Origin of the sequence: Streptomyces sp. NBC_01471, assembly GCF_041438865.1 — a bacterium.
Taxonomy (GTDB): Bacteria; Actinomycetota; Actinomycetes; order Streptomycetales; family Streptomycetaceae; genus Streptomyces.
On sequence record NZ_CP109450.1, the window covers coordinates 2,134,292 to 2,146,412 of the forward strand.

Genomic DNA, 12,121 nt, shown 5'->3' on the forward strand with positions numbered 1-12,121 from the left:
CCGGTGCGGCGGGATGCCCCCCGGTGCCCCGGGACGGTACGCGGGCTCCGTCAGACGCGGGGCAGGCATTCGGCGGCGATCCCGCCCTCGATGGCCAGAATGCGGTGCAGCCGGGTCGCCACCAGGAGGCGCTGCATCTGCGGCGGCACCCCGCGCAGGACGAGCCGGCGGCCGCATCTCCCGGCCCTCCGGTGGACGCCCATGATCACCCCGAGTCCGGTGGCGTCCCAGGAATCGAGTTCGGTCAGGTCGAGCACCAGATCGCCGACACCGTCGTCGACAGCCGAGTGCAGGACCGTACGGGCGTCCGCCGCGCTGCGGACGTCGAGGCGGCCCCCGACGACCAGCTCGACGTGGTCGCCCCTGATATGCATATGCGCTCCCCGGGAGTTCTCGGACTCCGTCACGTCTTTCACGTCTGTCACTGAACTGACTGCCCCGCCGGGAAAGAAGTTGCCGTCCGTAAGCGAACCGATACCGAATTCACCCAGCCGGGTGATCGCGAAGCAGCACGTGCGATTCAGTGCTTGTAGAACCCCTGCCCGCTCTTACGACCGATGTCACCCGCGTCGACCATTCGGCGCATCAGCTCCGGCGGAGCGAACTTCTCGTCCTGGGATTCGGTGTAGATGTTGCCCGTCGCGTGCAGCAGGATGTCGACACCGGTCAGATCCGCGGTGGCCAGCGGACCCATGGCGTGCCCGAACCCGAGCTTGCAGGCGATGTCGATGTCCTCGGCGGTGGCCACGCCCGACTCGTACAGCTTGGCCGCCTCGACGACGAGCGCGGAGATGAGCCGGGTGGTGACGAAACCGGCCACGTCCCGGTTGACGACGATGCAGGTCTTTCCGACCGACTCGGCGAACTCCCTTGCGGTGGCGAGGGTTTCGTCGCTCGTCTTGTAGCCGCGGACCAGCTCGCACAGCCGCATCATCGGAACGGGCGAGAAGAAGTGCGCGCCGACGACCCGCTCCGGGCGCTCCGTCACCGCCGCGATCTTGGTGATCGGGATCGCCGAGGTGTTGGAGGCGAGGACCGTGTCCTCCCGGACCAGCTTGTCCAGCGCGCGGAAGATCTCGTGCTTGACCTCAAGCTTCTCGAACACCGCCTCCACGACGATGTCCGCGTCGGCGACCGCGTCCAGATCGGTCGTCGTGGTGATCCGCGCGAGCGCCGCATCGGCGTCGGCCGCCTCCAGCTTGCCCTTCGCGACGAACCGCGCGTAGGACGCCTTGATGGCATCGGTGCCGCGGGTCACGGCCGCATCGGTGACATCGCGCAGAACCACGTCCCAGCCGGCCTGGGCCGACACCTGCGCGATTCCGGAACCCATGAGTCCGGCTCCGATGACAGCGAGCTTCCTGGCCAATTGGCACCCCTTCAATGGCTTTCTGCAAACGGCTCTGGGGCGGAGGCTATAGGGAGCGGGGCGCCTTGTGGTGGCTAAGAGATGCGCGTCACGTCCCACATGGCGGACATCACACTCCGGGGCGTCACCCTCAGGCCCTTACCGCGTAGTTGAGCACTTTCTCCCCCAGGACCTCTTCCATGTCGTCCAGAAGATCCAGGGCCCGCCGGGAGACTTCGTCCGGCGCGTGCCCGGCGATCATCTCCTCGCCGATCCACGCCATCAGCGTCGACTGGATCCAGGCGAGCTGACCGGCCACCAGGGTCGGAAGCGTGTCGGACCCGGTCGCACCGGTCTCCTCCCGCAGCGCCGCCTCCACATTCGCCAGCGACTGCTGCTGGATGTGCCACATCCGGGAGCGCAGGGTGTGCGCGTTCTGCACGACGCGCATGAAGCGGTCGTAGCCGTCGAGGAGCCCGACGGTGGGCGAGACCGCCTGCACCTGGTCGCGCAGTTCACGCAGGACCGCACCCGCCGCCGACTCCCCCTGGTCCCGGCCGCGCACATAGCGCGTGAGCCGGTCCACCACGCCCTTGCTGCGGTCGAGGAACAGGTCCTCCTTCGCCGGGAAGTAGTTGTACACCGTGTTGACGGCGACCTCCGCCGCCTCGGCGACCTCCGCGACGGTCACCTCGTCGAAGCCGCGCTCCAGGAACAGCCCGGTCGCCACATCGGAGATGTACTGCCTGGTCCGGCGCTTCTTACGCTCCCTGAGCCCCTCAGCCATGCCCGCATCGTATGCGGGCGGCCGGTCCTTGAAAGTTTGGTGTCACGTCAAAATTTATATGGATTGCAAACATAGAGTGTCTCTGTTTTTCTGAGTGCCATGCCAATCATCAGTACGTCCGGGCTGGCCCGGACCTTCACCACCAAGGCCGGTCCGGTCGAAGCCGTACACGGGATCGACCTGACCGTCCGGGCCGGCGAGATCCTGGGCTTCCTGGGACCCAACGGCGCGGGCAAGACCACCACGCTGCGGATGCTCACCACCCTGCTGGCACCCAGCGCGGGGGCGGCCACGGTCGCGGGCTGCGACCTGGTGCGGGACCCGGCGGGCGTCCGCCGGAAGATCGGTTACGTCGCCCAGGCGGGCGGCGTCGACCCCCAGATGTCCGTACGCGAGGAGCTCGTCACCCAGGGCCGCCTGTACCGGCTGGGCCGGGCGCGGGCCGGCGAACGCGCCGACGAGCTGGCGTCCGAACTGGCCCTGACCGCGCTGCTCGACCGCAAGTGCGCCACCCTCTCCGGTGGCCAGCGGCGGCGCCTGGACATCGCGATGGGCCTCACCCACCGGCCCGAGGTGCTCTTCCTCGACGAGCCCACCACCGGGCTCGACCCGGGCAGCCGGGCCGATCTCTGGGAGCTGGTGCGCGGGCTGCGGGACGAGCACGGCACCACGGTCGTCCTGACCACGCACTACCTCGACGAGGCGGACGCGCTGGCCGACCGGCTGGTCGTCATGGACGAGGGCACGGTGGTGGCCGACGGAACGCCCGGCGCGCTGAAGCTCCGGTACACCGGATCCATCGACGCCACTCTCCAGGACGCCTTCCTCGCCATCACCGGCCGCACCGCAGCACCCGCCGAGACCTCCCCCGTAGCCGTGTAGGAGCCCTTCACATGCTGATGCACGACACCGCGCTGATCTTCGGCCGCTACGCCCGGCAGACGGCGCGCTCCACGTTCCAGATTCTCTTCGGCGTCCTGATGCCGCTGCTCTACCTGCTCTTCTTCGGCCCGCTGCTGACCGGTCTGCCGCTCGGTGCGCAGGGCGGCTCCTGGCAGATCCTGGTCCCCGGACTGCTGCTCCAACTCGCCCTGTTCGGAGCCTCCTTCAGCGGCTTCGCCATCATCATCGAGAACCAGACCGGGGTGTTCGAGCGGATGCGGGCGACCCCGGTCAGCCGGCTGGCGCTGCTGCTGGGCCGGGTGCTGCGGGACGCCGCGCTCTTCGTCTTCCAGTCCGTCCTGCTGGTCCTGACGGCCCTGGTGATGGGGTTGCGGGCGCCGCTGGGCGGGGTGCTGATCGGCTTCGCCTTCGTGGGCGTCCTGACGGTGGCGCTCGCCTCGCTCTCGTACGCGCTGGCCCTGAAGGTCTCCAAGCCGCACGAGTTCGGCCCGGTCATCAACGCGGTGACCATGCCGTCCATGCTGCTGTCGGGGCTGATGCTGCCGATGACGCTGGCCCCGGGCTGGCTGAACGTGCTGTCGCACTTCATGCCCTTCCGCTATCTCGTGGACGCGGTACGGGCGGGCTACGTGGGCGAGTACACCGGTACGGCAATGCTCTACGGAGTGCTCGCGGCCGGGGCCCTGGCCGCCGCGGCCGTGACGGTGGGCACACGTGTCTTCCGCAGGGCCGGCGGCTGACCGGGCACCGTTAGGCTCAGCCGCATGGTCAATCTGACGCGCATCTACACCCGTACCGGCGACAAGGGCACCACCGCGCTCGGCGACATGAGCCGGACCGCCAAGACCGATCTGCGGATCTCCGCGTACGCCGACGCCAACGAGGCCAACGCGGCCATCGGTACCGCTGTCGCGCTCGGCGGTCTGCCGGACGAGGTGGTCAAGGTACTCGTCCGCGTCCAGAACGACCTGTTCGACGTGGGGGCCGACCTGTCCACGCCCGTGGTGGAGAGCCCGAAGTATCCGCCGCTGCGGGTGGAGCAGTCGTACGTCGACAAGCTGGAGGCCGACTGCGACCGCTTCCTCGAAGACCTGGAGAAGCTGCGGAGCTTCATCCTGCCGGGCGGCACTCCGGGAGCCGCGCTGCTGCACCACGCGTGCACCGTGGTGCGCAGGGCCGAGCGGTCCACCTGGGCGGCGATGGAGGTGCACGGCGAGGTGATGAACGCGCTCACCGCGACGTATCTGAACCGGCTGTCCGACCTGCTGTTCATCCTGGCCCGCACCGCGAACAAGGAGGTCGGGGACGTGCTGTGGGTGCCGGGCGGCGAACGGTAAGGGCCTTCCCGCTGCTAAGCCACGTTGACCCGCTGGCCCGGCGGTGCCGCTTCCAGCCAGGCGAGGAAGCCGGTCAGTGCGTCCTCGCTCATCGCGAGTTCGAGCCGGACGCCCTGGTGCGAACATCGCAGCACGATCGCATCAGAAAGGAGCGCCAGTTCCTCCTCGCCCTCCGGCGTACGCCGGGAGACGACTTCGATGGACTGGCGCTCCAGAGTGCGGCGCGGGCGCGGGGCGTAAGAGAAGACCCGGAACCACATGATGCGGTCACCGCTGTACCGGGCCACCCCGTACACCCAGCCCTTGCCGGATACATCCGGTTTCTCCGGAAGGTCCCAGCGCACGCTGCAGTCGAAGGTGCCCCCGGAACGCTGGATCAGCCGCCGGCGCAGGCCGAAGACGAAGAGTCCCACCGCTACCAGTACGACGACCAGGCCGCACACAAGCAGAGCGAGGATCATCTACACCGACCTCCTCGCCTCATGCCGTAAGGGAACTGGTTCTGCATCGCCTCAGCCGCGACCCGGTCCGGATGGTTCCGGACGGGCCGCGGCTGAGGTCAAATCTCGGTGGGAGGCGTCAGTTCCCCGTCACCGCACGCAGTCGGACATCGGCGCGCCGCTCAGCGGCAGAGTCGTCGTCCGACTTGGCACTCTCCAGCGCACGCTCGGCGCGCTGGACATCGATCTCGTCAGCCAGCTCCGCGATCTCGGCCAGCAGCGAAAGCTTGTTGTCGGCGAACGAGAGGAAACCGCCGTGCACAGCGGCAACGACCGTCCCGCCCTCGCTCGTACGAATGGTCACCGGGCCCGATTCCAGCACACCGAGCAGCGGCTGGTGACCGGGCATGACGCCGATGTCGCCGGACGTGGTGCGCGCGACAACCAGTGTCGCCTCGCCGGACCAGACACTACGGTCCGCCGCGACCAGCTCGACGTGCAGCTCAGCAGCCAAGGGTGGCTCCTCGGGTCACCACCCGGCACTGCTGCCGGGTGTTGGGTCAAAGTCTAATGGGCGTGAGGAGAGGGACGGGACACGCCCGCCCCTCTCACACGAGTCGGATGACTCACACGAGTCGGTGAGACTCAGGAGACGCCGAGCTCCTTGGCGTTGGCCTTGAGGTCCTCGATGCCACCGCACATGAAGAACGCCTGCTCGGGGAAGTGGTCGTAGTCCCCGTCGCAGATCGCGTTGAACGCGGTGATCGACTCGTCGAGCGGCACGTCCGAACCGTCCACGCCGGTGAACTGCTTGGCGACGTGGGTGTTCTGCGACAGGAAGCGCTCGACGCGACGGGCACGGTGGACAACGAGCTTGTCCTCCTCGCCCAGCTCGTCGATACCGAGGATCGCGATGATGTCCTGGAGGTCCTTGTACTTCTGAAGGATTCCCTTGACGCGCATACCGGCGTCGTAGTGGTCCTTCGCGATGTAACGCGGGTCCAGGATCCGGGACGACGAGTCCAGCGGGTCGACCGCCGGGTAGATGCCCTTCTCCGAGATCGGACGCGACAGCACGGTCACCGCGTCCAGGTGGGCGAAGGTGGCCGCCGGCGCCGGGTCGGTCAGGTCGTCCGCGGGGATGTAGATCGCCTGCATCGAGGTGATCGAGTGACCGCGCGTCGAGGTGATGCGCTCCTGCAGCAGACCCATCTCGTCGGCCAGGTTCGGCTGGTAACCCACGGCGGACGGCATACGGCCGAGCAGCGTGGAGACCTCGGAACCGGCCTGGGTGTAACGGAAGATGTTGTCGATGAAGAAGAGCACGTCCTGCTTCTGCACATCGCGGAAGTACTCCGCCATGGTCAGACCGGCGAGCGCGACACGGAGACGGGTGCCCGGGGGCTCGTCCATCTGGCCGAAGACAAGCGCCGTCTTGTCGATGACGCCGGACTCGGCCATTTCCTCGATGAGGTCGTTGCCCTCACGGGTACGCTCACCGACGCCCGCGAACACCGACACACCGTCGTGGTTGTTGGCGACGCGGTAGATCATTTCCTGGATCAGAACGGTCTTGCCGACACCGGCACCGCCCATCAGGCCGATCTTTCCACCCGTGACGTACGGGGTGAGAAGGTCGATGACCTTGATTCCGGTCTCGAACATCTTGGTCTTCGACTCGAGCTGGTCGAAGGCCGGTGCCTTGCGGTGGATCGGCCAGCGCTCGGTGATCTCCGACTCGGCCTCGGGCTTGTTCAGGATCTCACCGAGGGTGTTGAACACCTTGCCCTTGGTGATGTCACCGACGGGCACGGTGATGCCGTTGCCGGTGTCCGTGACCGGGGCCTGGCGGACCAGGCCGTCGGTGGGCTGCATCGAGATCGCGCGGATCACGCCGTCACCCAGGTGCTGGGCGACTTCGAGAGTCAGCGTCTTGAGCTTGCCGTCCTCGGCCGGGTCAGCGACCTGGACGGTGAGGGCGTTGTAGATCTCCGGCATCGCGTCGACGGGGAACTCCACGTCGACGACCGGGCCGATGACCCGGGCAACGCGGCCCGTGGCGGCGGCCGTCACGGCGCTTTCGGTAGTCGTCGTCATTTACCTGTCACTCCCCGCGGTCGCGTCGGCCAGGGCGCTCGCGCCACCGACGATCTCGCTGATTTCCTGGGTGATTTCGGCCTGGCGGGCCGCGTTGGCAAGCCGGGTGAGGCTCTTGATGAGATCCCCGGCGTTGTCGGTCGCCGACTTCATCGCGCGGCGACGGGCGGCGTGCTCGGAAGCGGCCGACTGAAGCAGTGCGTTGTAGACACGGCTCTCGACGTAGCGCGGCAGCAGGGCGTCGAGGACGTCCTCCGCCGACGGCTCGAAGTCGAACAGCGGAAGGATCTCGCCCTTCGCACTGTCCGCGGGTGTCCCGCCCTCAGCGGCCTCGTCGAGAGAGAGAGGCAGCATCCGGCTGTCGACCGCGCTCTGCGTGATCATCGACACGAACTCCGTGAAGACGATGTGCAGTTCGTCGACGCCGCCCTCGGCCGTCTCCTTCTCGATGGACTCGATCAGGGGTGCGGCGACCCGCTTGGCGTCCGCGTAGGTCGGGCTGTCGGTGAACCCGGTCCACGAATCCACGACCTTGCGCTCGCGGAAACCGTAGTACGAGACACCCTTGCGGCCGACGATGTACGTGTCGACCTCCTTGCCCTCACCGCGCAGCCGCTCGGTGAGCCGCTCCGCGGCCTTGATGGCGTTGGAGGAGTAGCCGCCGGCCAGACCGCGGTCGCTCGTGATGAGCACGATCGCGGCACGGACCGGGGACTCGGCCTCGGTGGTGAGCGGATGGTTGGTCGTGGAGCCGGTCGCCACCGCGGTCACCGCGCGGGTGAGCTCGGTCGCGTACGGCATCGATGCCGCCACCTTGCGCTGCGCCTTGACGATGCGCGAGGCGGCGATCATCTCCATCGCCTTGGTGATCTTCTTGGTCGCGGTGACGGATCGGATGCGACGCTTGTAGACCCGGAGCTGGGCTCCCATGAGTCAGGTCCCTTCCGTCGTCACTTGGAGACGTTGACGGCCGGCGCGTCCTCGCCCAGGAGCTGGCCGTCCGAGGTCTCGAACTGCCGCTTGAAGGCGGTGATCGCGTCAGCGATCGAGGTCAGCGTGTCGTCCGACATCTTGCCGCCCTCGGCGATCGAGGTGAGGAGCTCCTTGCGCTCGCGGCGCAGGTGCTCCAGCAGCTCGGTCTCGAAGCGGCGGATGTCGCCGACCGGGACGTCGTCCATCTTGCCGGTGGTACCGGCCCAGACGGAGACGACCTGCTCCTCGACGGGCATCGGCTCGTACTGGCCCTGCTTCAGCAGCTCGACCATGCGCTTACCGCGCTCCAGCGACGCCTTCGACGCGGCGTCCAGGTCGGAACCGAAGGCGGCGAACGCCTCCAGCTCGCGGTACTGGGCGAGGTCGACACGGAGCCGGCCGGAGACCTGCTTCATGGCCTTGTGCTGGGCGGAGCCACCGACACGGGAGACCGAGATACCGACGTTCAGCGCGGGCCGCTGGCCGGCGTTGAACAGGTCGGACTCCAGGAAGCACTGACCGTCGGTGATGGAGATGACGTTGGTCGGAATGAACGCCGACACGTCGTTCGCCTTGGTCTCGACGATCGGGAGACCCGTCATCGAACCGGCGCCCATGTCGTCGGAGAGCTTCGCACAGCGCTCCAGCAGACGGGAGTGCAGGTAGAAGACGTCGCCCGGGTAGGCCTCACGGCCCGGCGGACGGCGCAGCAGCAGCGACACGGCACGGTAGGCGTCGGCCTGCTTCGAGAGGTCGTCGAAGATGATCAGGACGTGCTTGCCGGCGTACATCCAGTGCTGGCCGATGGCCGAGCCGGTGTACGGCGCCAGGTACTTGAAGCCGGCCGGGTCGGAAGCCGGAGCAGCGACGATCGTCGTGTACTCCAGGGCACCCGCCTCCTCCAGCGCACCGCGTACGGACGCGATGGTGGAGCCCTTCTGGCCGATGGCGACGTAGATGCAGCGGACCTGCTTCGACGGGTCGCCGGTGCGCCAGTTGTCGCGCTGGTTGATGATCGTGTCGACGGCCAGCGCGGTCTTGCCGGTCTGCCGGTCACCGATGATCAGCTGACGCTGGCCACGGCCGATCGGCACCATCGCGTCGACGGCCTTGTAGCCGGTCTGCATCGGCTCGTGCACGGACTTGCGCACCATGACGCCGGGAGCCTGGAGCTCCAGCGCACGGCGGCTTTCGGTCTCGATGTCGCCGAGGCCGTCGATCGGGTTGCCGAGCGGGTCGACGACGCGGCCGAGGTAGCCCTCGCCGACGCCGACCGCGAGCACCTCACCGGTGCGCTGCACCGGCTGGCCCTCCTCGATCCCGTTGAACTCGCCGAGAACGATCGCGCCGATCTCGCGCTCTTCAAGGTTCAGCGCAAGACCGAGCGTGCCGTCCTCGAACTTCAGCAGCTCGTTCGCCATGGCCGAGGGAAGACCCTCGACCTTCGCGATACCGTCGCCGGCCACGCTGACCGTACCGACCTCCTCGCGCGAGGCCGCGTCCGGCTGGTACGACTGGACAAACGTCTCCAGTGCGTCCCGGATCTCCTCCGGCCGGATCGTGAGCTCCGCCATCTGGGTTCCCTGCTCTCCTTGTTGGGCCCGAATCAATTACTTGTCGGCCCAACTCGGGCCGTTATCAGTACTGTTGAGTTGGTGGCTGAGTCAGCCGGTCAGCCGGCCATCCGACGAGTCGCCTCGTCGAGACGGTCAGCGATGGAGCCGTTGATGACTTCGTCGCCGACCCGCACCTGGATCCCGCCGAGGACCGCGGGGTCCACGTCCAGGTTGAGGTGCATGCGGCGGCCGTACAGCTTGGCCAGTACGGCGCCGAGGCGCTGCTTCTGGCCGTCGCTCAGCGGCACCGCCGAGGTGATGACAGCGACCGTGCGGTCCCTGCGCTCCGCGGCGAGCCTGGACAGGGACTCGAGTCCCGCTTCCAGGCTACGTCCGCGCGGCTGGGTCACAAGGCGCACGATCAGACGCTCGGTGACCGCGTCGGCCTTGCCGCCGAGCAGGCTGCGCAGCAGCTCGCTCTTGGCTGCGACCGATGCGGTGCGGTCGGTGAGCGCGGCCCGCAGTCCGGTGCTGGAGGTGACGATCCGGCCGAACCGGAACAGTTCGTCCTCCACGTTGTCCAGCGTGCCGGCCTGCTGAGCCGCGGTGAGGTCGGCGGTGGACGAGAGCTCCTCGACCGTGTCGACCAGGTCGCGCGACTGCGACCAGCGGGACCGGACAAGACCGGCCACCAGGTCGGCGGTGTCCCCGCTGACCTGGCCGCTGAGCAGCCGTCCGGCCAGCTGGGCCTTGGCCTCACCGGCCTGCGACGGGTCGGTGAGGACCCGGCGCAGCGAAACCTCGCGGTCGAGCAGCGCGGTGACCGAGGCCAGCTCGTCGGCGAGCTTCGCCGCGTCGGCCGACGGACTGTCGGTCAGCGCGTCGAGACGCTCACGTGCGGAGGCCAGTGCCTCGCGGCTCGCGCCGTTCATCGAGCGGCCTCGGCCTTCTCCTCAAGCTCATCGAGGAAACGGTCGACCGTGCGGCTCTGCCGGGCGTGGTCCTCAAGGGACTCGCCGACGAGCTTGCCCGCCAGGTCCGTGGCGAGCTTGCCCACGTCCTGGCGCAGCGACTGCGCGGCCTGCTTGCGGTCGGCCGCGAGCTGGGTGTGACCGGCAGCGATGATTTCCTCACGCTGACGCTGGCCCTCCGCACGCATCTCAGTGATGAGCGCGGCGCCCTGCTCCTGCGCCTCCTGGCGCAGCCGCGCGGCCTCGTGCCGGGCTTCGGCGAGCTGAGCCTTGTACTGCTCAAGCACGCTCTCGGCTTCGAGCTTGGCGGCGTCCGCCTTCTCCATACCGCCTTCGATGGCCTCGCGACGCTGGTCCAGAACCTTGTTGATGTTCGGGAGCAGCTTCTTCGCGAGGAAACCGAAGACGATGACAAAGGCGAGGAAGCCGATGATGAGCTCTGGGATCGGCGGAATGAGCGGGTTTTCCTGCTCCGCCGCGAGCTGAACCAGAGGGTTCACGTCAGTGCCTTCCGTCTAATGGGGCTGTTCGCGACCGAGGTCAGGCGCTCGGGTAGACGAACGGCATGACCAGACCGATAAGGGCGAGCGCCTCACAGAAGGCGAAGCCGAGGATCTGGTTCTGGCGGATCAGACCGGCAGCCTCGGGCTGGCGGGCGAGGGCCTGAGTACCGTTACCGAAGATGATGCCGACGCCGACGCCGGGACCAATGGCTGCGAGGCCGTAACCGATGGAGCCGAGGTTGCCCTTGATTTCGACGCCAGCGGCGAGGGTCTGGAGAACAGACATGCCGGTTCTTCCTTCTCTTTCATGGACCGGTGGGGGATGGCCACCGGATGATTCAGGGAGGTGGGGTACTCAGTGCTGCTCGGCCAGAGCGCCCTGGATGTAGCTGCAGGTCAGCAGTACGAACACATAGGCCTGGACAGCTTGGATAAAGAGTTCGAAAGCGGTCATCACGATCGTCATCACGAACGAGACGCCTGCATAGGCGAATCCGATGCCGTTCAGCAGGTACCAGCTGGCGATCGTGAAGAGCAGCAGCAGCGTGTGGCCCGCGAACATGTTGGCGAACAGTCGGACCGCGTGCGTGAACGGCCGGACCAGCAGGTTGGAGAAGAGCTCGATGGTCATCGAGAGCGGGAGGACCGCGCCGAGCGACTTGTCGTAGCCGGAGAAGTTCTTGAAGGCGCCGACGAATCCGTGCTTCTTGAACGTCAGGCTGACCCACAGCACATAGACGATCGCGGCGAGCGCGGCCGGGTAAGAAATAATCGCCGTCACGGGGAACTGGGCGACCGGGATGACCGACCAGAGGTTCATCACCCAGACGAAGAAGAACAGGCTGACAACCAGCGGGACGTACTTCTCACCGTCGCGCTTGCCGATCGTCTCGTAAACGATTCCGCGGCGTACGAAGTCGTATCCGGCCTCGGCGACCATCTGGAGCTTTCCGGGAACGACCTTGGGGTTGCGGAAGGCCGCCCAGAAGAAGGCAACGATGACGACCGTGCCGAGCAACGCCAGCAGCATCGTCTTGTTGAAGTACAAGTTGCTGTCCCCGTCGCCCCACAGGGGCTTGAACAGGAACGAGTGCAGGCCGGGAGCCGGGAATCCACAGCCGTCAAAGATGTGGCAGTCGGTCTCGAAGGCGAGCACCTGCGTCGGGTCAGCACTCACCGCGGGCTCCTTCAACATGGCGCATAGGTA

Annotated in this window: 15 protein-coding genes; 3 read left to right on the plus strand and 12 right to left on the minus strand. The window is 67.4% G+C overall.

All coding sequences use genetic code 11. The features are described from left to right. Positions 1-50: 50 nt before the first annotated feature. The 3 genes from OG285_RS09340 to OG285_RS09350 all read right to left on the minus strand — a co-directional run bounded on the left by OG285_RS09340 (position 51) and on the right by OG285_RS09350 (position 2,135). Positions 51-374: an STAS domain-containing protein gene (locus tag OG285_RS09340; protein ID WP_164264323.1), complete on the minus strand. Its 324-nt coding sequence runs from the start codon at positions 372-374 to the stop codon at positions 51-53. A gap of 146 nt (positions 375-520) precedes the next feature. After that, positions 521-1,369, minus strand: a complete 849-nt coding sequence (locus tag OG285_RS09345; protein WP_356827096.1) for a 3-hydroxyacyl-CoA dehydrogenase family protein — start codon at positions 1,367-1,369, stop codon at positions 521-523. A 130-nt stretch (positions 1,370-1,499) separates the two neighbouring features. Beyond that, positions 1,500-2,135: a TetR/AcrR family transcriptional regulator gene (locus OG285_RS09350; protein ID WP_371790720.1), complete on the minus strand. Its 636-nt coding sequence runs from the start codon at positions 2,133-2,135 to the stop codon at positions 1,500-1,502. Between the two features lie 99 nt (positions 2,136-2,234). Here OG285_RS09350 and OG285_RS09355 point away from each other — a divergent pair, with 99 nt between their 5' ends. Genes OG285_RS09355 through OG285_RS09365 form a run of 3 tightly spaced genes read left to right on the plus strand, consistent with a single transcriptional unit; the run spans position 2,235 to position 4,375 of the window. Then, the gene (locus OG285_RS09355) at positions 2,235-3,017 is read left to right on the plus strand and encodes an ABC transporter ATP-binding protein (protein WP_371790721.1); all 783 of its coding nucleotides are present in this window, start codon (positions 2,235-2,237) and stop codon (positions 3,015-3,017) included. A gap of 11 nt (positions 3,018-3,028) precedes the next feature. Then, positions 3,029-3,778, plus strand: coding sequence for an ABC transporter permease (locus tag OG285_RS09360; RefSeq protein ID WP_356827099.1), 750 nt, complete (start codon positions 3,029-3,031; stop codon positions 3,776-3,778). A 24-nt stretch (positions 3,779-3,802) separates the two neighbouring features. Continuing rightward, complete coding sequence (locus tag OG285_RS09365) at positions 3,803-4,375, plus strand: cob(I)yrinic acid a,c-diamide adenosyltransferase (protein WP_371790722.1); 573 nt, start codon at positions 3,803-3,805, stop codon at positions 4,373-4,375. Between the two features lie 14 nt (positions 4,376-4,389). On the opposite strand, the gene OG285_RS09370 is transcribed toward OG285_RS09365, so the two are convergent. The 9 genes from OG285_RS09370 to atpB all read right to left on the minus strand — a co-directional run bounded on the left by OG285_RS09370 (position 4,390) and on the right by atpB (position 12,109). Continuing rightward, positions 4,390-4,836, minus strand: a complete 447-nt coding sequence (locus OG285_RS09370) for a DUF2550 domain-containing protein (protein ID WP_266853019.1) — start codon at positions 4,834-4,836, stop codon at positions 4,390-4,392. Between the two features lie 118 nt (positions 4,837-4,954). Then, positions 4,955-5,329 carry a F0F1 ATP synthase subunit epsilon gene (locus OG285_RS09375; protein ID WP_328319665.1) on the minus strand — a complete coding sequence of 125 codons (375 nt, stop codon included), beginning with the start codon at positions 5,327-5,329 and terminating at the stop codon, positions 4,955-4,957. Between the two features lie 131 nt (positions 5,330-5,460). Further along, positions 5,461-6,912 (minus strand): F0F1 ATP synthase subunit beta, encoded by a 1,452-nt coding sequence (gene atpD / locus OG285_RS09380; protein ID WP_356827101.1) that lies wholly within the window; start codon positions 6,910-6,912, stop codon positions 5,461-5,463. After that, the gene (locus tag OG285_RS09385) at positions 6,913-7,842 is read right to left on the minus strand and encodes a F0F1 ATP synthase subunit gamma (protein ID WP_356827102.1); all 930 of its coding nucleotides are present in this window, start codon (positions 7,840-7,842) and stop codon (positions 6,913-6,915) included. It lies immediately after the preceding gene. Between the two features lie 20 nt (positions 7,843-7,862). Further along, positions 7,863-9,458, minus strand: coding sequence for a F0F1 ATP synthase subunit alpha (gene atpA, locus OG285_RS09390; protein ID WP_356827103.1), 1,596 nt, complete (start codon positions 9,456-9,458; stop codon positions 7,863-7,865). A gap of 98 nt (positions 9,459-9,556) precedes the next feature. Then, the gene (locus OG285_RS09395) at positions 9,557-10,372 is read right to left on the minus strand and encodes a F0F1 ATP synthase subunit delta (protein ID WP_371790723.1); all 816 of its coding nucleotides are present in this window, start codon (positions 10,370-10,372) and stop codon (positions 9,557-9,559) included. Continuing rightward, positions 10,369-10,911, minus strand: a complete 543-nt coding sequence (locus tag OG285_RS09400; protein WP_356827105.1) for a F0F1 ATP synthase subunit B — start codon at positions 10,909-10,911, stop codon at positions 10,369-10,371. The genes OG285_RS09395 and OG285_RS09400 overlap by 4 nt, the downstream gene beginning before the upstream one ends. A gap of 40 nt (positions 10,912-10,951) precedes the next feature. Next, entirely contained in the window at positions 10,952-11,200 is a 249-nt protein-coding gene (locus OG285_RS09405; RefSeq protein ID WP_250297805.1) for a F0F1 ATP synthase subunit C, read from the minus strand. 69 nt (positions 11,201-11,269) lie between these two features. Continuing rightward, a complete protein-coding gene (atpB, locus tag OG285_RS09410; protein WP_356827106.1) occupies positions 11,270-12,109 on the minus strand; it encodes a F0F1 ATP synthase subunit A in 840 nt (279 codons plus the stop codon). Positions 12,110-12,121 lie beyond the last annotated feature (12 nt).